This window comes from Kordia sp. (assembly GCF_045105435.1).
Classification (GTDB): Bacteria; Bacteroidota; Bacteroidia; order Flavobacteriales; family Flavobacteriaceae; genus Kordia.
On record NZ_JBGCDL010000346.1, the window covers coordinates 1 to 21050 of the forward strand.

18 protein-coding genes and 1 tRNA gene are annotated in these 21050 nt (G+C 34.6%); 11 read left to right on the forward strand and 8 right to left on the reverse strand.

The window, feature by feature from the left end:
• From AB8B65_RS17570 to AB8B65_RS17580, 3 genes are all read right to left on the reverse strand, one after another.
• The coding region (locus AB8B65_RS17570) for a DNA alkylation repair protein (protein ID WP_405302589.1) at positions 1–603 on the reverse strand (603 nt) is incomplete at its 3' end.
• Between the two features lie 310 nt (positions 604–913).
• The gene (ggt, locus tag AB8B65_RS17575; RefSeq protein ID WP_405302590.1) at positions 914–2611 is read right to left on the reverse strand and encodes a gamma-glutamyltransferase; all 1698 of its coding nucleotides are present in this window, start codon (positions 2609–2611) and stop codon (positions 914–916) included.
• Positions 2604–3197, reverse strand: a complete 594-nt coding sequence (locus tag AB8B65_RS17580; protein ID WP_405302591.1) for an ACP phosphodiesterase — start codon at positions 3195–3197, stop codon at positions 2604–2606. The genes ggt and AB8B65_RS17580 overlap by 8 nt, the downstream gene beginning before the upstream one ends.
• 57 nt (positions 3198–3254) lie before the next feature.
• On the opposite strand from AB8B65_RS17580, the gene AB8B65_RS17585 reads away from it, so the two are divergent.
• The 3 genes from AB8B65_RS17585 to AB8B65_RS17595 all read left to right on the forward strand — a co-directional run bounded on the left by AB8B65_RS17585 (position 3255) and on the right by AB8B65_RS17595 (position 6372).
• A complete protein-coding gene (locus AB8B65_RS17585) occupies positions 3255–4319 on the forward strand; it encodes an acyltransferase family protein (RefSeq protein WP_405302592.1) in 1065 nt (354 codons plus the stop codon).
• Between the two features lie 6 nt (positions 4320–4325).
• The gene (gene glmM, locus AB8B65_RS17590) at positions 4326–5714 is read left to right on the forward strand and encodes a phosphoglucosamine mutase (RefSeq protein WP_405302593.1); all 1389 of its coding nucleotides are present in this window, start codon (positions 4326–4328) and stop codon (positions 5712–5714) included.
• Positions 5715–5901: 187 nt separating this feature from the next.
• A complete protein-coding gene (locus AB8B65_RS17595) occupies positions 5902–6372 on the forward strand; it encodes a hypothetical protein (RefSeq protein WP_405302594.1) in 471 nt (156 codons plus the stop codon).
• Here AB8B65_RS17595 and AB8B65_RS17600 read toward each other — a convergent pair whose 3' ends face one another.
• Entirely contained in the window at positions 6373–6864 is a 492-nt protein-coding gene (locus tag AB8B65_RS17600) for a hypothetical protein (RefSeq protein WP_405302595.1), read from the reverse strand.
• Positions 6865–6873: 9 nt separating this feature from the next.
• Positions 6874–7782, reverse strand: coding sequence for a lysophospholipid acyltransferase family protein (locus tag AB8B65_RS17605; RefSeq protein ID WP_405302596.1), 909 nt, complete (start codon positions 7780–7782; stop codon positions 6874–6876).
• 59 nt (positions 7783–7841) lie between these two features.
• Here AB8B65_RS17605 and AB8B65_RS17610 point away from each other — a divergent pair, with 59 nt between their 5' ends.
• Positions 7842–8489, forward strand: a complete 648-nt coding sequence (locus AB8B65_RS17610) for a rhomboid family intramembrane serine protease (RefSeq protein WP_405302597.1) — start codon at positions 7842–7844, stop codon at positions 8487–8489.
• A gap of 105 nt (positions 8490–8594) precedes the next feature.
• A complete protein-coding gene (locus tag AB8B65_RS17615; protein WP_405302598.1) occupies positions 8595–9518 on the forward strand; it encodes a hypothetical protein in 924 nt (307 codons plus the stop codon).
• Between the two features lie 393 nt (positions 9519–9911).
• Here AB8B65_RS17615 and AB8B65_RS17620 read toward each other — a convergent pair.
• The 3 genes from AB8B65_RS17620 to AB8B65_RS17630 form a co-directional block, all read right to left on the reverse strand.
• Positions 9912–9993: transfer RNA gene (locus AB8B65_RS17620), tRNA-Tyr, on the reverse strand.
• 162 nt (positions 9994–10155) lie between these two features.
• Positions 10156–11301 carry a redoxin domain-containing protein gene (locus AB8B65_RS17625; protein ID WP_405302599.1) on the reverse strand — a complete coding sequence of 382 codons (1146 nt, stop codon included), beginning with the start codon at positions 11299–11301 and terminating at the stop codon, positions 10156–10158.
• Positions 11302–11381: 80 nt separating this feature from the next.
• A complete protein-coding gene (locus AB8B65_RS17630) occupies positions 11382–11855 on the reverse strand; it encodes a hypothetical protein (protein ID WP_405302600.1) in 474 nt (157 codons plus the stop codon).
• A 194-nt stretch (positions 11856–12049) separates the two neighbouring features.
• Between AB8B65_RS17630 and AB8B65_RS17635 the strand changes: the two genes are divergently transcribed.
• The 6 genes from AB8B65_RS17635 to AB8B65_RS17660 all read left to right on the forward strand — a co-directional run bounded on the left by AB8B65_RS17635 (position 12050) and on the right by AB8B65_RS17660 (position 20910).
• Positions 12050–14968, forward strand: a complete 2919-nt coding sequence (locus tag AB8B65_RS17635; protein ID WP_405302601.1) for an FAD-binding and (Fe-S)-binding domain-containing protein — start codon at positions 12050–12052, stop codon at positions 14966–14968.
• Positions 14969–15344: 376 nt separating this feature from the next.
• Entirely contained in the window at positions 15345–16409 is a 1065-nt protein-coding gene (gene aroC, locus AB8B65_RS17640) for a chorismate synthase (protein ID WP_405302602.1), read from the forward strand.
• Positions 16410–16436: 27 nt separating this feature from the next.
• Entirely contained in the window at positions 16437–17888 is a 1452-nt protein-coding gene (locus AB8B65_RS17645) for a dicarboxylate/amino acid:cation symporter (RefSeq protein WP_405302603.1), read from the forward strand.
• 64 nt (positions 17889–17952) lie between these two features.
• Positions 17953–18984: a glutathione synthase gene (gene gshB, locus AB8B65_RS17650; RefSeq protein WP_405302604.1), complete on the forward strand. Its 1032-nt coding sequence runs from the start codon at positions 17953–17955 to the stop codon at positions 18982–18984.
• Positions 18984–19817, forward strand: coding sequence for a sulfurtransferase (locus tag AB8B65_RS17655; protein WP_405302605.1), 834 nt, complete (start codon positions 18984–18986; stop codon positions 19815–19817). The genes gshB and AB8B65_RS17655 overlap by 1 nt, the downstream gene beginning before the upstream one ends.
• A gap of 13 nt (positions 19818–19830) precedes the next feature.
• A complete protein-coding gene (locus tag AB8B65_RS17660; protein WP_405302606.1) occupies positions 19831–20910 on the forward strand; it encodes an RDD family protein in 1080 nt (359 codons plus the stop codon).
• The last annotated feature ends 140 nt before the right edge of the window (positions 20911–21050 follow it).

Sequence of the window (21050 nt, forward strand, 5' to 3'; positions counted from 1 at the left end):
TAATACAGCTTCAGGCTGAACTTTTCCGTATTCACGCAATGCCCAACCAATGGCTTTTTGAATGAAAAACTCGTCAGAATGCTTATGCAATGTACATTGTTTGAATAATTCCGCTGCGTCAGTTTCATTCTTATAACTCAGTTGGCACAAAATTGCGGAACGATTTAGCCACATATTATCGCTTTCAGTATAATGATCGAGCATTTTTCGTTTCTGTTCAGGAAACTGTAACAAATACTTTCCAAATACATGTTTCGCTAAAAAATCTACGCTGTCCCACCAAGAATGTGTGGTAATCATGCGTGTAAAAAAACGTCCGTCTTCCAATATGTACTTTTTATTCAGAAACTTTTGATACAATTCCATTGCTGTATAATGATATTCGCGTTGTGGTAAATTGTATAGTTTTGTCACCACATCACGAATATTTTCTTGAAGAAACGGTTTATAATCGAGTAGGAGTTCTTTGGTCAATTGCTTGCGAATTGGTGCTTTAATCCCATGAAAATGAAACAAATTGCGCATATAGTTCTGCATTTGCTGCTGATTCTGAGCATTAGCATTAGATTCAAAAACTTCTTGTAGTTTTAGTACGAATTCCATGATGAAAAATAAATAGTATTGAGGTGTTAGTATTGAGTATTGAGAAGTTTCTTATTTCATTCGTTGATAATAAGTAAAATTCGCTTCCGAAAGAAAAAGATTGCCACGTCATGCTTCCTCGCAAAGACGTATCAAATAGGTTAAAGAGTCTAGTAGCAAAGCGATCTTGATTCTAACAGCGACAGCGGTCTAAAAGCAAAGCAAGTCTAAGAGGTAAAGCCGATCTAAAAGCGATAGCGATCTAAAAGCAAAGCGAGTCTAAGAGGCAAAGCCGATCTAACAGCGATAGCGATCTAAAACCAAAGCGCGTCTAAAACCCAACCGCCTCATCATCGCCACGTGGATCTGCGCCGCCTTCCAGTTTTCCGTTTGATAGAATCAAAATTCCTTCCACTTTTCCAATCACAGGACTATTTGTAGCATCAACAGTATAGCCAAGTTTTGTTAATTCAGCTTTCAATTCATCACTAAATCCTCTAGGTTCCATTTTTATGGTATCTGGCAACCATTGATGGTGAAAACGTGGCTGATTCACCGCTTCTTGCATGCCCATATTATATTCATGTACATTCAAAATAGTTTGCAACACACTTGTTATAATGGTGGATCCGCCAGGCGTTCCTACAACCATATACAATTTTCCGTCTTTCTCAACTATTGTTGGAGTCATGGAGCTTAACATACGTTTTTCGGGCGCAATACTATTTGCTTTTGCGCCAATTAATCCAAACATATTTGGAACTCCAGGTTTTGCGCTAAAATCGTCCATTTCGTTGTTTAAAAAGAAACCTAATTCCTCGCAATATAATTTAGAACCGTACGCACCATTAATTGTTGTAGTGACCGAAACCGCATTTCCAAACTGATCTACAATAGAGTAGTGCGTGGTTTCATCACTTTCTACAATTTCAATATTTCCGTGTGCAACTTCAGAAGATGGTGTGGCTTTCTCAAAAGAAAAAGTAGACATGCGTTCTTTAATATAATTATCACTCAATAAGGTTTCTGTGGGAATCGTTACAAAATCAGGATCACCTAAAAAGTAATTTCGATCGGCATACGCTCTGCGTTCTGCTTCTGTAATCAATTGAATGGATTTTGTCGTATTATGTCCAAATTCAGCTAAATCATACGGTTCAATAGCTTTCATAATTTCTGCCAAGCAAATTCCTCCACTTGATGGTGGCGACATCGAAATTACGCGTAAATCGTCATACGTAAATGAAATTGGTGTACGCCATTTAGCTTCGTATTTTGCTAAATCTTCCATGGTCATAATTCCGCCAGATTGTTGCATAAAATCAACTAATTTCTGCGCTGTTTCACCTTTGTAAAATTCGTCACGGCCATTTTTCTGAATGCGTTCTAGCGTTTTTGCCAACTGCATGCGTTTGATGGTATCTGTTGCTTTCCAACCTTTTGCAAACAACATATTTGAATCGTTTACTTTTAAGAAGCTTTCACGATAATGTTCCAAGCGTATTTGTTGTTTTTTAGTAACGACAACTCCTTTTTTAGCAAGTGCAATTACGGGCGCTAAGATTTCGCTCATTGGTAATTTCCCATATTTTCCGTGCGAAGCATAAATTCCGGCAATATTCCCAGGAATTCCGACGGCCATTGCGCCAAGCGTACTTTTATTGGGAATTACCTTGTCTGTAATAGAATCGAGATACATATTTTTAGAAGCTGCCAACGGCGCTTTTTCTCTGAAATCTAATGAGCCAATACTTCCATCTTCCAAGCGATACACCATAAATCCGCCGCCGCCCAAACTTCCTGCATATGGATACGCAACTGCGAGCGCCATTTCCATAGCTGCCATGGCATCAAACGCATTTCCACCTTTTTTTAGAATGAGATTTCCTATTTTAGAAACTTCTTTGCGTGCCGAAACCACCATTGCATTTTCAGAAATAACGCCTTTTACAGGTTCTTTTTCTTTTTTGGTTTCTTTACAAGAGAAGAAAAACAGACAACACAGGCTAAAAAGAAGGATTCTATTCATGTTCTAATTCGTTTAATTTTTGTTTGGTAAATTCGATTAATTCGTCAAAAAAGGAAGTGAATTCAGCTTCAAACTCATCATAAAACTCTTGAAGTTCTACGACAGCTAAATTCATTTTGGAACGATTTTGCGTTCTTCTGTTCATTCCTTCAAGCACTTTTGTAATTCCTTCTATAGAAGCATAACTCAGCAACCAATTGTCGTGAATCATGTGTGGAAGCAAGCGTTTTACATTCAGCGGAAGCATTTCAAAATTATCTTCCAACAAATGATAAAAATCGTTTACGTAGGTTTCTAACGGAATGTCAGAATATTTTTTCCAGTTTTTGGCTAAAAAATGATCATATAATATATCTACAATAACGCCGCTATAATGACTATAATTTTCATGCAAGCGTTTTGTGCTTTGTCGCACCGTTGGATGCGCATCTGTAAATGTATCGATATGTCGATGTAGTAAAACGCCTGTTTGTACTCTTGGTGGAAACTCTTTGTATTTTTTCCCGCGAATGCTGTCGGCAATAAAATTTCCAATCTTTATTTCGTCGTCGTTATGCGAAAGGTAAATATGTGCTAAGAAGTTCATTTGTTAAATTTAATAAGAATATTTTTCTAAGAATACTATATTTGTAAAAAACATCGTTTGAAATTTCTCCCAAATCTTAATCCATTACGTTTCTTACTAACAATACCTGTTATGCTAGTACATATTCCTGAGTTTTTTAGGAATAGAGGCTTGGCAGCATACAATGATGGTGTTATTTTTCATAAAGGAAGAGAAGCGGTATACGTGTTTTTTGTGCTAAGCGGATATTTAATCATCCGATTATTGTACAAAGAAGTCGTACAAAAAGGGAAAATAGACTTGAAAAGCTTCTATATTCGGCGAATTCTGCGAATTTATCCACTATACTTTTTAATTCTTTTTGTCGGGTTTCTCTATTACAAAGTAATATTGTCTTATATGGGAATTCCCTACGAAGCGGAGTATGATTTGACAAATGCGTTGTTGTTATATGTTTTTTTCTTGCCCAACGTAGCTTCTACTTTATATCAACCTGGTGGCGCGATAGAAATACTTTGGTCTATTGGAATCGAAGAACAATTCTATTTGCTCATTCCGCCAATGTTAGCATTCATCAAAAAGAAATTCTTTATCATATTCATATTCGTTTTAACTTTAGTGTATTTTGCTATTTTTGCAAGTGATTTATTTCCGTTCTTACGAAAATTTGATTTCTTATACTTTTACTTCTCAACAGGCGGATTAGTAGCGGTATTGCATGAACGATATGATTTAGGAAATAAAATTCACAAATATCTAAAAGTGGTTATCTTGGTGTTATTTATATTGTATTTCTTTACAGATTTTATCAAAGGAATTGATCCAAATGTATACCACTTTATAAGTATGCTATTGTTTAGTTTTGTAATATTAACGCTGAGTTACAGTCCAGTAATTAACATACGAAACAAGCAGTTAAACTATTTAGGGAAAATATCGTACGGAATTTATATGTTTCATCCATTAGTTATGCAACTTATTGGATTTATATTGCTTAAATTGGTTGCGAAAGTTGAAATGTCGGATCTAACAATAATTTTGCTCTCGTATGGACTTGTTTTTGGCATAACTTTTATAGTTTCGCACTTATCATATCAATACTTTGAAAAACCGTTTTTAAAACTTAAAAATAAATTTAGATAATATATTATGACGTTAATCAAATCAATTTCAGGGATTCGTGGAACCATTGGAGGAAATGTTGGTGATAATTTGACACCAATTGATGCAGTAAAATTTGCAAGTGCGTACGGAACTTGGTTGAAAAAAGAATATAACAAAACAAAATTAACCGTTGTTATTGGTAGAGATGCGCGAATTTCTGGAGCAATGATTCAGAATTTGGTCGTAAATACTTTAGTTGGTTTGGGAATCGATATTATTGATCTTGGATTGTCAACAACGCCAACAGTAGAAGTGGCTGTTCCGTTAGAAAATGCTGATGGAGGAATCATTCTGACGGCAAGTCACAATCCAAAACAATGGAATGCGCTAAAACTATTAAACCATAAAGGTGAATTCTTAAATGGTGCTGATGGTGCAGAAATCTTAGAAATCGCCGAAAGCGATGATTTCGATTTTGCTGAAGTTGACGATTTAGGAACGGTAACACCAAATGATACTTACATCACAAAACATATTGAAGAAGTATTAAATCTTGCTTTAGTAGATGCAGAAGCCATTAAAAAAGCGAATTTTAAAGTCGTTGTAGATGGCGTAAATTCTACTGGAGGAATTGCCATTCCGCAGTTATTACGTGCGTTAAACGTTGATGTGGTAGAATTGTATTGCGAACCAAACGGACATTTTCCACACAATCCTGAACCACTAAAAGAGAATTTAGCAGATATTTCTGAATTGGTAGTCAAAGAAAAAGCCGATTTAGGAGTTGTAGTTGATCCTGATGTAGATCGTTTGGCATTTATTTGTGATGATGGCGAAATGTTTGGAGAAGAATATACCTTGGTCGCTTGCGCAGATTATGTATTGGGGAAAGTAAAAGGAAATACAGTTTCTAATTTATCTTCGTCAAGAGCTTTGCGCGATGTGACAGAGAAACACGGCGGAATGTACCAAGCAAGTGCGGTTGGAGAAGTGAATGTAGTGATAAAAATGAAAGATACCAATGCAGTTATTGGTGGTGAAGGAAATGGCGGAATTATTTATCCAGATTCACATTACGGACGCGATTCGTTAGTTGGAGTTGCATTATTCTTGACACATTTAGCTGAAAAGAAAATGACTGTTCGCGAATTGCGTGATAGTTATCCAAGTTATTTTATGAGCAAAAACAAAATTCAATTGACGCCACAATTAGACGTAGATGGAATTTTAAAAGCCATGGAGGAGAAGTATGCAAACGAAGATGTAACTACGATTGATGGTGTAAAAATTGATTTCGCAGAAAACTGGGTGCATTTACGAAAATCGAATACAGAACCAATTATTAGAATTTATACAGAAGCAAAATCGCAACAAGAAGCTGATGATTTGGCACAACGTATTATGAAAGAGATTTCGGCGATTGCAAACTTGTAGAAATTCTAAAATATAAAATAAAAAGCTGTCCGTTTGGATGGCTTTTTTTATTTTAGTAAAGTTATAAACTCAAGTAAAATTAATTAGAAATACTATAAGCATACTATTAATCGTTCTGTAGTTTAGAATACTGTAACAAAACACAAAATTACGCTACTTATTATATCAAACGCAAGGCACAATCATCATGGAAACTACCTATACTGACTGGAAAAACGAAGCTATTCGCACATTAGATAAAAAAACGGCTTCTTTTGACGAGTCTTTACATAAAAAAGTAGAAACAGCATATTTTAAACGTTTGTTAGAAAAAATGGCAACACATGCTGCTTCACCGAAAGGTTTAGCAATGTTTAAAGCGCAAATGAACGATCTTTTAGCTTCAATTCCTTCAAAAGAACAATTTGACAATAAAGAAATTCGACGTGCTTTTTCTAAAAAGAAAGCTAAAATTAAAAATGCTGTAATGATGAAACACAAACTCGTACACAAAGGATATTATGTAAGCATGTGGATTCCATTAGGAATGGCGTGTGGAATGCCTTGGGGAATTGTCTTTGGAAATATAGCTTTTGGCTTGCCAATAGGTTTAGCATTCGGACTCGCTATTGGAAGTTGGTTAGATGCAAAAGCACAAAAAGAAGGCAGAGTTGTGTAATTATAATATGATTTGATACCGTGTATTTAGTTCTTGTTGTAGCTTTCTAATATGATAGATAGTGATTGGTAATACACTCTCAATACTATCAAATTCATTCTCTATTTTAAATAAATAGGTGTCTTGTTCCTTATTGATATATGAAAATTGAGTGCTGATATCACTTTGTAGACTAAACGAACTTCCTTTAAGGTGTTTGTAGTCAGTTGTGTAAGTGATTGAGTCTTCTTCAAAAGTCAGTATTTCTTTTCCGTAGGTATTCCATAATAAAGATCTTAATAAAGAATAACTAAGTCCGCCAAAAAATAGTAACATTATAACTATTGATATATGAAATCCTAATCCTTCAACAAGTCGATATCCTAATACAGCAAACGGAATTAAGACACAAACTATTGCTAAAACTAGTATAGGAATTCTGCTAGCCAAAGGAGCTTTTACACCAGTAATAAAAATTTGATTTTGAGAAAATGTAACATCAGATGCTTTCATAAATGATCATTAATTACTTTCTCTCTCTTGATATGCTGGCGGCACTTTATCTCTGTGTTTCCAACGTTTGTGTACCCAATAATAATATTCGGGCACTTCTCTTATTTGTCTTTCTAGCGCTCTGTAGAAAAATTCGGTAGGTTCATGTTTGGCATAATTTGAAATTCCTTTCGGAGTTAAATCTTCAAAAATACCTTGATAATGTCCACGTTTTACTTTTTCAATTCTAAAATAAATAAAAGGCATGTCGGCTTTGCGAGCTAATGCTTCTGGTCCATCAAAGCAAGGAACCGTAATGTTCATAAAATCAGTCCAATAATAATGTGCTAATGGTTTTGGCGACTGATCACTCACCATATAATAAATTCCTAAAACACCATTATCTTGATCTTTCTTGATCGTTTTAAACGTTTCTTTCGTGGTAATTAATTTCGAATCTCGCTTCTCGCGAATATCACGTACTAACTTATCAAAATACTTATTGCTTAACTTCTTATAAATTCCGTATCCTTTAAAAGACACATATTCTTTCATCACATTCATCCATTCCCAATTTGCGTAATGTCCAGAAATTAGAATGATACTTTGTCCTTTTTTCTCGTATTCGTTAATCAATTCAATATTAGGAAACACAAAACGTTTGCGTAGGGAAGCATCTGAAATAGTAAGTGATTTAATCATTTCCAAGAACATATCACACAAATGACTATAATATTTCTTTTCCATCTTTAAACGTTCGGCGTCACTCTTTTCAGGAAAAACCAACTTCATGTTTCCACGCACAACTTTTTTCCGATAACCAACAATGTGATAAATAATCAAATAGCAAAAGTCAGAAAACAAGTAAAGTAGACGAAATGGTAAAATCGAAATCAGCCAGAGAATCGGATATATTAAAATGAACGCAATAAGCTGCATAGAGATACTAAATTTTGACAAATATAGCTATATTTGGCATGTAAAAAAGCTATTTGGAAATGAATTTAGAACCAGTAACGATCGGAATAATATTAATAAACGTTTTGCCATCTCTTAAAGGTTTTGAGGACGACTCATTTATAAATAAATATTTATTCAATATCAGCGCAATTAATAACGGGCAACACTATCGCATGTTTACGTCCGGGTTTTTACATGCAGATTTTATGCACTTGCTATTCAACATGATGACGTTGTACTTTTTTGCCGATAGTGTTATTTATCAATTTGGACCACAATATTTCTTGTTGATTTACATTGCAAGTCTCCTTTTCGGAAATTTACTCTCATACTATTTTCATAGAAATGAACCGCATTACAGCGCTTTAGGCGCTAGTGGAGCCGTTTCTGGAATTGTATATGCTTCTATCTTATTATTTCCCAACAATGATTTATACATCATGTTTATTCCGTTTCGAATAAAAGCGTACATCGTAGGAATAGGTTATTTGGCTTTTTCTATTTACGGAATGAAAAAAAGCTTAGGAAACATTGGACACGATGCGCATTTTGGTGGCGCTGTCGCGGGATTTGTCATAACGTTGATACTTCGCCCAAGTATATTGCAAGAAGAAACGCTCATAGTAGGTTTAATGGCAATTCCGATTGTTGTTTTATTTATTTTGACGAAACTTGGGAAAATTTAAAATTAATTACTTTTTCAGAAAATCTAGACCTTACAGAATAAAATAGGGGAATTTTCCTTTTGCGAAAGAGATAAAAAAGCGGTTTATTTGTTAAAACTCATACAAATGAACATTAAAACGATGCTTACCTTTATTATATTTTTGTCTTGCTGTGCTATCAATGCACAAATAGAGGTTAATGAGAAAGATTCAACAATTCAAGTGACGCCTAAATTCAAAAAAGGATTAAAATTAGCATATCAAGTCAAAAAAATTGATGCTACACTAGAAAGAAAAAACACGCTGTTTTATCAGTTCAATATGGAATTTAATGAAGTTGATAAGGACTCTTTAGATATTTATATTTACTTGTCTAATGTTAAATCAGATGAACTTCGTTTTGAACTTCTTGAAAATATAAAAACACAGATTAAATACAATCCTACAACGGGAGAATATAATGTTGCTAATCGTAAACTATTGAAAAATAGCTTGTTAAATCGTTTAGAGAAAGTAGAAGAGAAGTATGTTGATGAAAAAGAGGTGTTAGATGAACTCGCTATGGCTCGACATGAATTAACTAATGAAAAAGGAGTTTTAAATTTGATACATAAAAATGACATCAAATATTTGTTAGCTATATATAAAGAAAAACCGCTTTTTAACGTACATATAGTTGACTCACTTCCTATCATGAATCCGTATGGGTATTTTGCTAAAGAAGTGAAAGAGTACAAAGCATTTAAAACGGATAAAGGGTATGAATTTAATTTTTCTGAAAAACAAGTAATAGGCGATGGTGGTAAAGTAGTCGCTATGCAAATAGATAAAGCTTCAGAAATTAATTCAAAAAATTCTACATCAAACACTACAACTTCATTGGATGATGTTGACAAAACAACAGCACCTCCAAAAGTAGATATCTCAATAGAAGTAAATGCAATTGTAGGTACTAGCAAAGGAATTATAAAGTTATTTTACAAACGAGATACGTATGATACACCAGAATATCTTAATGAAACTATCATACAATATATGCTAATAGAGTAGAAGATCAATACTATAAAAACAAAAAATCCGATCAATTACTAATCGGATTTTTTACTTTGTAAGGAGAGCAAGATTAAATATCCTGCTTGCTACATTGTGAAAATGAAAAGTAACGCTGCTATTGCAGCTGCATCTTTTTATTTTTTAAAACTTATTTTGAAACAAGTTGTCAAAACGGTTTAAAAAATAAAAAGCCTACACTTCCATGTAGACTTTTCGAGTTAATGTGGGGAGAGCAGGATTATTTCTTGATCCTATTACGTCACTCCTGCAAATAAGAAACCAACAGCTATCGCTGTAACATTTTTTTGTTTCACTTCAAAATACAAACGTTGTTTGATTTTTCTATAAAACAAAAAAACCATGTCAATTGACATGGTTTCTTGCTTGATGTGGGGAGAGCAGGATTCGAACCTGCGAAGACGTAGTCAGCAGATTTACAGTCTGCCCTCGTTGGCCGCTTGAGTATCTCCCCAACGATATTTGTTATAAAATCGGTTGCAAATATACTATTGTTTTTGAACCATCCAAACAAAAAATATACGTTTTTTTCAATTAAAAACTAACTCGTTGAAAATCAGTTTTTATATATGTAAGTTTCCAGCTGAAAATTTAATTTTACTCATAAACTCACAACCTACTTCCCAAGCATTTCCTTAATCTTAGCTTCCAAAGCTGCTCCACGTAAATTTTTCGCAGCAATTTCTCCTTTTTCATTCAAAATAAAAGTTGACGGGATAGAACGAACATTATATGTACGCGCAATTCCATCTCTAAAACCATCTAAGTTTGAAACTTGATGCCAAGGCAATCCGTCTGTTTTAATAGCACGAATCCAATCTTCCTTAGCGTTATTCTGATTTGGACGGCCATCTAAAGAAACACCTATAATTTCCAATCCATCTTTATGATACTTTTCATAAATTTTTACCACATTCGGGTTCTCTCTACGGCAAGGTCCACACCAAGCTGCCCAAAAATCAACAATAGTTACTTTTCCTTTTATATCATTCAAAGAAACCATTTTCCCTTCTGGGTTTGGCGCTGTAAAATTCGTAGCCATTCCGCCAACAGATGAGCGTAACATTTCTGTAGTCTTTACAAATAATTGTTCTGCAACAGGTGTTTTCTTCATATCGTCTGGAAGTGCGTCAAAAAATTGCTTTGCTTTCTGCGCAGTAATCAATTTGTTTAGGAACAAACGATTCACTAACATCACAGATATATAGGAGCTAGGATGATCTAAAACATATTTTTCTTGATACTTAACTGCTTGCTGATCTAATGCAGTAACTTCTTTTTTTGTAGAATTAATCTTTTCAGTATCTTTCGATTTTATAGCTGCTTGATAACGCGCTCTTACCTCTTGGACATTTTTAGCCAACACTTTCGAGTCTTCAACAAACTTAAGATACTCTTGGTTGTGCTTTCCACCAGAAATTTTTGCCGCAGACAAACTGTCTTTACTTGCATCAATTGTAATTGTTGCATTCTCTAAAAGAACATTTATATTTCCTTGCGCACCATTAATATAGATAAATCCAAGTTGTGGGTATGCTACTTTTCCTTTAAAAAGAAACTTACCATCTTGAATAATAGCCGTATCTTTTGGTTGTGGAACGCCTTTATCATTCGGAACTTTCAAAAATGCGCGAACACCATCAGGAAGTCCATTAATAGTAGTTTCTATAGCATATCCATCTCCAGAGTTTTGTGTCTTTTTTTCGCAAGAAGCGAACAATAGTGTACCTATAATACATGTAATCACAAATACTTTCTTCACGTTTAAATACATTTTTGTTGAATAATTTTAAAAGTTAAACGCGCAAATTTAACCAAATGTGTAGAATTACCCTAGAAAAATTAAAATTGATAACGCACACCAATCGCTAAATCCATTCCTAAGTCGTTATTAAAACCATCTGCAAAGCCAAATTCAGGACGTACATCTAGTGAAAGTTGCAGTGGAAAATCAAAAGAATACTCAATACCAATAGTACCTGCAAAAAACGCATAAAAGCCATCATTTGTCAAATTACGATTGCTACTCCAACTTCCAATTCCGCCACCAGCGCCAGCATACCAATTAAATCCACCATCAATATTCCAAATCCATTGGTACAATCCCGTAATCTTATATGCATCGTATTCGTCGTTGTCTTTCCAACCCAAATCCAATTCCAATCGGTTATTGTCCCACAAAGCTCTCTGGTAAGAAATTTCTGTGCCAAATCCATTATTTCCGCCAATTCGCAATCCAATTGCATTCTCCGCTATTTGTTGTGCAGAAGCCGTATATCCTAAAAATAAAATACCTAAAATCACTAATTTTTTCATGTCTTACTAATTTATATTTTTAATTTTGTTTGATGGAACAATCCAACAACCATACCAATTACAATACATCATTTTTTTTGGATTAATTTCACATGTTAATATCTTATTGTGATACGTTACATGTTTCTTATTTATAACTAAAAAAATAAGTTTATATTGCTGCAAAAATTACACAAAGCACGCAAAACATTGACATGAAGGCGAAATTAGAACAATTGAAAGCTATTTTTTCGGGTACTATTTTTTATGATGATCTACACAGAATATTATACGCAACAGATGCATCTGTATATCGTAAACTACCGTTAGCAGTTGCCTATCCTAAAAACACAGCCGATTTAAAAGAATTGATCAAATTTGCACAGACAAACAATACGTCGCTCATTCCAAGAACAGCAGGAACTTCGCTGGCAGGACAATGTGTTGGAGAAGGAATTGTAGTAGATGTTTCAAAGCACTTTACAAAAATTTTAGACATTGACACAAATGCAAAAACGGTTACGGTGCAACCTGGAGTCGTACGAGATGCATTAAACAATGAATTAAAGCCACTCAATTTATTTTTTGGACCGAACACTTCTACGTCCAATCGTTGTATGATTGGCGGAATGGTAGGTAACAATTCATCAGGAACAACTTCGATACAATATGGCGTTACGCGCGATAAAATCATTGCGATGGATGTATTACTGTCAGATGGAAGCGAAGTGACTTTTGGCGATATCACTACGGAAGAATTCCATCAAAAACGCGCTTTGCAAACGCTTGAAGGCGCGATCTATCAAAAAATATATGACATACTGATTGATAGTAACAATCAATCGAGAATACGAATCGAATTTCCAAAAGAAGCCATTCACAGACGAAATACAGGGTATGCGATTGACGAATTGTTAAAAGCAAAACCATTTTCGGCAGACGGAAAAACGTTCAATATGTGTCAATTGCTCTCTGGAAGTGAAGGAACGCTTGCGTTTACAACAAAAATTACGCTTCAATTAGACGAATTGCCGCCAACAGAAAGTTGTGTAATTGCGGCACATTATGAAAGTATCGAAGATTGTTTGCAATCGGTTTCATTAACCATGCAGCACAATCTGTTTACTTGTGAAATGATGGATAAAATCATTTTAGATTGTACAAAGTCAAATCTGGCGCAAGCCAAAAACAGATTTTTCGTAAAAGGCGATCCGCAAGCAATATTATTACTTGAATTACGATCAAACTCAAAAGAAGACTTGCAAACACAGGCAAATGCACTGTTAGCTTCCATAAAAAAAGAAGGGAAAAGTTACCATTATCCAGTTTTAATTGGAAATGAAATTAACAAAGCGATGGAATTGCGCAAAGCAGGTTTAGGCTTATTAGGAAATATTATTGGCGACAAAAAAGCCGTGGCATGTATTGAAGATACTGCGGTTGCTTTAGAAGATTTATCAAATTATATAGCTGAATTTTCTCAATTGATGGAAAAATATCAGCAAAAAGCCGTGTATTATGCACATGCTGGTGCGGGCGAATTGCATTTACGACCAATTTTGAACTTAAAGAAGCAAGAAGATGTCGTATTATTCCGAAAAATAACGTACGATGTTGCGCGATTGGTCAAAAAATATAAAGGTTCATTTAGTGGCGAACACGGTGATGGAATTGTGCGCGCAGAGTTCATTCCTGTGATGATAGGCGAGAAGAACTATGAATTATTAAAAGAAGTAAAAGCTGTTTTTGATTCGAACAATATCTTCAATCCTGGAAAAATTGTCGATGCAGCCAAAATGGATACGTCTTTACGTTATGAAATCGATCGCAAAGAGCCAGAAATTGAAACCTTATTTGATTTCTCAGACAATCAAGGAATATTACGTGCCGCAGAAAAGTGCAATGGTTCGGGCGATTGTAGAAAACCAGCTTCTTTCTCAGGAACCATGTGTCCAAGCTACAGAGCAACGTTGAACGAAAAGGACACGACACGTGCACGCGCCAATGCATTGCGAGAGTTTTTAACGGTTTCGGAGAAAAAAAATAAATTTGATTATACAGAATTAAAAGATGTTTTTGACTTGTGTTTAAGCTGTAAAGCATGCGCGAGCGAATGTCCAAGTAATGTAGATGTGGCTGCATTAAAAGCAGAATTTTTACATCAATATTATAAATCAAATAAACCTACTTTTCGTGACAAAGCGTTTGCGTTTTCAACGAAATCGAATCGATTGGCGAGTAAATTTTCAGGACTTTCAAACTTTGTTAAAACAAATGGATTTACTTCAAAAATCATCAAAAATAAGCTAGGAGTTGCGCAAGAACGCACATTGCCTGTTAATTCAAGTAAAACTTTAGATAAAATAATTCAAAAATCAATAAATCAGTTAAATATAAATATTTCAAAAGCTAAAAAAGTATATATTTTTAGTGATGAATTCACCAATTACTTGGAATCTGAAATTGGACAAGACGCATTGATCGTATTATCGAAATTAGGTTATGAAATTAAGTATGTTAAGCACGAAGAAAGCGGACGTACATTTATCTCAAAAGGTTTCTTGCCAGAAGCAAAAAAAGTAGCAAATACAAATGTTTCAATCTTTAAAAATATCATCAATGAAAATGCGGTTTTAGTCGGAATTGAACCTTCTGCAATCTTAACATTTCGCGACGAATATATCCGTTTGGCAGATGATAAAGAAGCTGCAAAGCAAATTGCAAAACATACGTTTTTACTAGAAGAATTCCTTGCGGAAGAAATTAAAAACGGCGAAATCACTTCAGAATCCTTTACGGAAGAAACTAAAAACATCAAAATCCACGTGCATTGCTATCAAAAAGCATTATCGAATCAAAAATGTACGTACGACATCTTAAATCTTCCAAAAAACTACAAACCAACCATTATAGCTTCAGGTTGCTGTGGAATGGCAGGTTCATTCGGATATGAAAAAGAACATTACGAAGTCAGTATGAAAGTGGGCGAGCAGTCCTTATTTCCTGCGGTAAGAGCTGCGGAAGTAAACACAATTATTGCGGCAAACGGAACAAGTTGCAGGCATCAAATAAAAGATGGTACGGACAAAGAAGCGTTGCATCCGATTACTGTTTTGAGAAAAGCGTTGGTTTAGAGTCACTGCGCTCTTAGAATGTTTGTATTGATTTTGCTTCTTAAACTGCTATGAAACGTCTTTACGAGCGTTTTAGTAAAAACGTGCGGCAATCGTCTCTTAATAACTCAAAACGTCACTTCGAGTGCAAAATCCTCGATTTTGTATATCTAGAAGTACTCAGAAACCAACCTCTTATAAATACTTGTTTCATTAACTATTATTGCCAATCGGTAAATAAACACAAAACTTCAAAAAATATATAAAATATAGCTATAACTAGTTATTTGAATATTAGTCATTTATCAACACTGTATTTCAAATGTCAACTTAATTTCAAGCAATTGTTGGGTTTTTAAATCTGTTAGTTTAAATTTACAATTGTTAAAATAATACAATGGCAGGAAATACTTTTGGATCACTTTTTAAATTGACCACTTTTGGAGAATCGCATGGAGCAGCAATTGGCGGAATTATTGACGGTTGTCCAGCTGGTTTAGCATTGGATTTAGAGATGATTCAACAAGAGATGAATCGCAGAAAGCCTGGGCAGTCCGCCATTGTTACACAACGAAAAGAACCCGATACAGTTGTTTTTTATTCAGGAATTTTTGAAGGAAAAACGACAGGAGTTCCCATCGGATTTGCAATTCATAATACCAATCAGAAATCACACGATTATTCACACATAAAAGATTCGTATCGTCCATCACATGCCGATTACGTGTACGATCAAAAGTACGGACATCGCGATTATAGAGGCGGCGGAAGAAGTTCTGCGCGTGAAACCGCTTGTAGAGTTGTTGCAGGCGCCATTGCCAAACAACTACTTTCAGATGTTAAAATAAATGCTTTTGTGTCTTCTGTGGGAGAAATTACATTGGATAAAAACTATCACGAATTAGATTTTTCGTTAACAGAAAGTAATCCTGTGCGTTGTCCAGATCCTGCGAAAGCAGCAGAAATGGAAGAACGAATTCGCCAAATCAGAAAAGAAGGCGACACTATTGGCGGAACCATCATGTGTGTTTTGCAAAATGTACCTCTTGGTTTGGGTGAACCTGTGTTTGATAAATTACACGCGGAATTAGGAAAAGCCATGTTGTCCATAAATGCCGTAAAAGGTTTTGAATATGGAAGCGGATTTGAAGGCGCAACCATGAAAGGAAGCGAGCACAATGATATTTTTAACGAAGATGGAACTACGAAAACCAATCTTTCAGGTGGAATTCAAGGTGGAATCAGCAACGGAATGGATATTTACTTTAATGTAGCTTTTAAGCCTGTGGCAACGATTATGCAATCGCAAGATACGATCAATAAAGACGGTGACATTGTTGAAATGAAAGGAAAAGGACGTCACGATCCGTGTGTAGTGCCAAGAGCTGTGCCAATTGTAGAAGCAATGGCTGCTTTGGTATTAGCCGATTATTATTTAATCAACAAAACAATCAAAAAATAACAACTAACCATACATAAAAGGAACTGCATGAAAAAAATGGCATTACATTGGAAAATTTTGATAGGAATGGTGTTGGGCGTATTGTTCGCTTTCATCTTACTATCAACTTCTTGGGGAAGTGGAAAAGTAGTTTTAAAGGAAATTCCCGCTTCGCAAGAAATTGTGCAACAAATTGTAAATGGTGAAGCTGTTACTTCTGTCAAAAATATTCCTGCAAAAGTAATTGAATCAACACGTGCCGAATATTTCATTAGTCGTTGGGTAAAACCTTTCGGAACCATATTTATCAACTTATTAAAGTTAATTGCAGTTCCGTTAATTCTTGCTTCGTTGATAAAAGGAGTCTCTGATTTAAAGGATATTGCCAAAATTAAAAAGATGGGATTGCGTACCATTGGAATTTATGTAGTTACCACCTTAGTTGCCATTATTATTGGGTTGGGAATTGTAAACACGGTAGAACCTGGCAAGGGAATGTCCAAAGAAACGATTGAAAAAATTAAAGAAAAATATGCAGATTCTGATGGTGTCAAAGATAAAATGACCAAAGCCGCAGTACAAAAAGATGCAGGTCCATTACAAGCTTTAGTTGATATTTTTCCAAAAAACATCTTTAAATCGTTAGGAGAAGCAAAAATGCTTCAAATTATCTTTTTTGCATTATTCTTAGGAATCTGTCTATTACTAATTCCAGAAAACAAAGCCAAACCCATGATTGATATTTTCGATTCCTTGAATGAAATCGTCATGAAAATGGTCGATTTAATCATGCTGTTTGCACCGTACGCCGTTTTTGCTTTATTAGCAAATGTAATTGTCGCCTTTGATGATGCTGAAATATTGATAAAATTACTATCGTATGGATTGTGTGTTGTTGGCGGATTAATTTTAATGATCGTTTTCTACTTAATAATCGTAAGTGTATACACGAAAAAATCGCCATTATGGTTCTTAAAACAAATAAGTCCTGCGCAATTACTAGCATTTTCTACAAGTTCAAGTGCAGCAACTTTACCTGTTACAATGGAAAGAGTAGAAGAGCACTTAGGAGTTGACAAAGAAGTTTCAGGGTTTGTATTGCCAGTTGGAGCCACTGTAAATATGGATGGAACGAGTTTATACCAAGCCATTGCTGCGGTATTTATTATGCAAGTGCTTACGCCAGATGACATCAATTTTCAAGTGCAATTAATTATTGTATTTACCGCATTATTGGCTTCTATCGGAAGTGCTGCCGTACCAAGTGCAGGAATGGTAATGTTAGTAATTGTATTAGAATCTGTAGGATTTGATCCGACATTATTACCCGTAGGATTGGCATTAATCTTTGCAATTGACAGACCTTTAGATATGTGCAGAACGGTTATTAATGTAACTGGTGATGCTACTGTTTCTATGGTTGTGGCCAAATCATTGGGCAAACTAAACGATCCAACACCTAAAAATTGGGATGATAATTATCCTCCTAAAGAATCATAGTATAAAAATCAACTATTTTATATATTTTTAGTAAAACCAAAAATTAACCAAAAAAAGTACCTCAATGAATATCTGTTTTTTAATGTATCCTTGGGAAGATATTGATCCTGAAAATGATACAAGTTTAGCTTTAATTAAAGAATGCGTAAAACGCGGACATGGAGTTGCGATGTGTACACCTTCTAATTTGACGATTAGAGATAGTGTGACCAATGCTTTTTGTACAATGATTACCCGAATGGAGAAGGTGCCTAGTACGCTAAAATCCTTTTATGGAAAAGCCGTTTTACGTGAAGAAATGTTACCGTTAGCTGGTTTTGACGTGATTTTTATGCGCGCAAATCCACCGTTAGATCCAATTATGTTAAACTTTTTAGATTCTGTGAAAGATGATGTTTTCATCGTAAATTCACTTCAAGGAATGCGAGAAGCTAACAATAAGTTATATACTGCCGCTTTTGGTGATGCGCATAGTAACATTATTCCAAATACGCATGTATCTAAGAATAAAGATTATTTGGTACAGCAAATTAAAGAATCGAAAGCAGATAAGATGATTCTGAAACCTTTAAATGGTTTTGGTGGTTCAGGTGTGATTCTGATTGAAAAATCAGCAATGAATAACATTAAATCATTGTTAGACTTTTACATCACAAGTGGTGATAGCGGATCAAACTATGTCATTTTACAAGATTATATAGAAGGAGCCGATCAAGGTGATGTGCGTATCTTACTTTTAAATGGTGAGCCAATTGGCGCCATGAAACGTGTGCCTGGTTCAGACGATCACAGATCAAATGTAAGTGCCGGCGGAAGTGTTCAGAAACATTCGCTAACCAAAGAAGAAAAAGCTTTGTGTAAGCAAATTGGTCCAAAATTAGTTAATGACGGATTGTATTTTGTTGGAATTGACGTTATTGGCGGAAAACTAGTAGAAGTCAATGTGATGTCGCCAGGTGGAATTACATACATAAACAAAGTATACAAAGTAAAATTACAAGAAAAAGTAATTGATTTCGTGGAAAGTAAAGTCACGGATAAATTACAAGCATTTGATAGACGCGTGCGACTGCGTAAAACAGTTGATGACGCCTAATGCAAATACAAGAAATAAAGTCAATAGTATCCGTAGATTGGTTGCAAGAATATCTTCATGCAACCAATCTTATAGTTTTAAACGGAACGATTCCGCGTGTTGTAGACGCGAATAAACCAACGATTACATCGCAAATTCCGAATGCACGCTTTTTTGATATTAAAAAAGTATTTAGTGATATTGATGCACCATTTCCGAACACTATGATTTCGGTAGAAACGTTTACCAAAAAAGCACAGCAACTTGGCATAAATCAAGATAGTGTTATTGTTGTGTATGACGAATTGGGTATTTACGCTTCGCCAAGAGTTTGGTGCATGTTTAAAGCGATGGGTTTTAACAATATTGCAGTTTTAGATGGCGGATTTCCTGCGTGGGAAGCATCAAACGGTATAACAGAAGCAAAAACTACTTTTAGTGGAACTACTGGAAATTTTCAAGGAAAAGATCAGTTGCAACTGTTTAAAAATTATAACGACATGCTTCAAGAAGTAAAAAATGAAGCGAGTATTATTTTAGATGCGCGTTCGGAAGCGCGATTTACAGGAAAAGTCCCTGAACCGAGAAAAGGATTGCGGAGCGGACATATTCCGACGTCAAAAAATCTTCCATATACTGAAGTTTTGCATCAAAATACGTTTAAATCAAAACAAGAACTTAAAGAAGTATTTTCATCCTATCAAATCGAAAAAAAACCATTTACATTTTCATGCGGAACAGGAATTACGGCATGTATTTTAGCTTTAGCGGCTGAATTTGCTGGTTTTACAGAATTTACTGTATATGACGGATCGTGGACGGAATGGGGAAAATTATATCAAGAAATCAATTAAAAAGAAGCACACAATGAATTTACAAAAGATAAAAGATTTTATTTATAAAAACATAGCGTATATAGCTTTGTACAATGTTGCTTTTGCATTCTTTTTTTATATAATACGATACAATGGTGTAAAATACGAAACATTAAGAACGATTAGTTATTTGCAATTTGACTTTTTAGATTTGTCGTATTTTAAAATACGATTATTCAAAGTAAGATATATGTTTGATTCTGGTTTCTTTTCCGGATTATCAGAAGTCTTTAATCCTGTTTTTTACACTATCATTTTAATTGGAGCCATTTTATATATTCGATCAAAAGGAGAAGAAAAACGATTGTTAGAATTTGGTATTGCAGTTACATTTATTGCGAATTTAATTGTGTTGTTAATCGCTTTATTTGGAACTATTTATATTCTTTACAGTTTAGGAGATATCAGTGCAAGAGTTAGTCTCTCAGAAATTGTTTTATTAGCACTATTTCAATTAGTAAAGGTATTCCTTTTAGTAGCAGTTTGTTATCTCTTTTTGAAAGAAAGTAGAAAACGTCGTGAATTTGAAATATTACCAGAAGGAACATTAGATGTCGTTTTTCTGCAAGATGGAAAACGTGAAATTGGACATAAAAGAACAAGCAAAGCTGCGCGATGTGCAAATTATGCCATTGATTCTGCATTAATTATATTGATATTTTCTCCTATACTAATGAACGGAATGTTCCGTTCTGTCAGTAGAAGCCTTGAAAGCACTTTTGGGGAAAATTTTGGTCTATATATAGTCTTTCTCTTTTTTGCTGTTTTATATTATATACTTTTTGAAGGATTATTTAGATCAACACCAGGTAAATACATAACTAGTAGTGCCGTTACAGGATTTGGAAAACTAAGAGTAACAGGCTTGCAAATTGTAGGACGTTCTTTTGGTAGAAAAATTCCGTTCAATCCATTTTCGTTTTTTGGAGAAATAGGTTGGCACGATTTGTTTTCAGAAACTACGGTGTGTTCCTATAAGTCAGATGATAAATACAAAGGAACAGTTGCAGGTGTTATGGTAGCCGCAGCCGTATTAATTATAATTGTAATGCTAGGTAATTTAACGCGTTAAAACGCAGATTTTGTATTTTTGCCTTATAGAAAAGTATGAAAAAAGAAGATCAAGAACGAATAAGTACAGAGTTACTCGATACATTGGTTGTATTAGAAAAGTTGAAGCTGAAACCGAAAAGCTTGTTCAAACAAGCTAGT

Bases quoted from the DNA above. Each gene is read 5' to 3' on its own strand.
- AB8B65_RS17635 (WP_405302601.1), top strand. From the start codon at position 12,050: ATGAAGGCGAAATTAGAACAATTGAAAGCTATTTTTTCGGGTACTATT.
- AB8B65_RS17645 (WP_405302603.1), top strand. From the start codon at position 16,437: ATGAAAAAAATGGCATTACATTGGAAAATTTTGATAGGAATGGTGTTG.
- gshB (WP_405302604.1), top strand. From the start codon at position 17,953: ATGAATATCTGTTTTTTAATGTATCCTTGGGAAGATATTGATCCTGAA.
- aroC (WP_405302602.1), top strand. From the start codon at position 15,345: ATGGCAGGAAATACTTTTGGATCACTTTTTAAATTGACCACTTTTGGA.
- glmM (WP_405302593.1), top strand. From the start codon at position 4,326: ATGACGTTAATCAAATCAATTTCAGGGATTCGTGGAACCATTGGAGGA.
- AB8B65_RS17610 (WP_405302597.1), top strand. From the start codon at position 7,842: ATGAATTTAGAACCAGTAACGATCGGAATAATATTAATAAACGTTTTG.
- AB8B65_RS17595 (WP_405302594.1), top strand. From the start codon at position 5,902: ATGGAAACTACCTATACTGACTGGAAAAACGAAGCTATTCGCACATTA.
- AB8B65_RS17580 (WP_405302591.1), bottom strand. From the start codon at position 3,197: ATGAACTTCTTAGCACATATTTACCTTTCGCATAACGACGACGAAATA.
- AB8B65_RS17605 (WP_405302596.1), bottom strand. From the start codon at position 7,782: ATGCAGCTTATTGCGTTCATTTTAATATATCCGATTCTCTGGCTGATT.
- ggt (WP_405302590.1), bottom strand. From the start codon at position 2,611: ATGAATAGAATCCTTCTTTTTAGCCTGTGTTGTCTGTTTTTCTTCTCT.
- AB8B65_RS17615 (WP_405302598.1), top strand. From the start codon at position 8,595: ATGAACATTAAAACGATGCTTACCTTTATTATATTTTTGTCTTGCTGT.
- AB8B65_RS17630 (WP_405302600.1), bottom strand. From the start codon at position 11,855: ATGAAAAAATTAGTGATTTTAGGTATTTTATTTTTAGGATATACGGCT.
- AB8B65_RS17660 (WP_405302606.1), top strand. From the start codon at position 19,831: ATGAATTTACAAAAGATAAAAGATTTTATTTATAAAAACATAGCGTAT.
- AB8B65_RS17600 (WP_405302595.1), bottom strand. From the start codon at position 6,864: ATGAAAGCATCTGATGTTACATTTTCTCAAAATCAAATTTTTATTACT.
- AB8B65_RS17655 (WP_405302605.1), top strand. From the start codon at position 18,984: ATGCAAATACAAGAAATAAAGTCAATAGTATCCGTAGATTGGTTGCAA.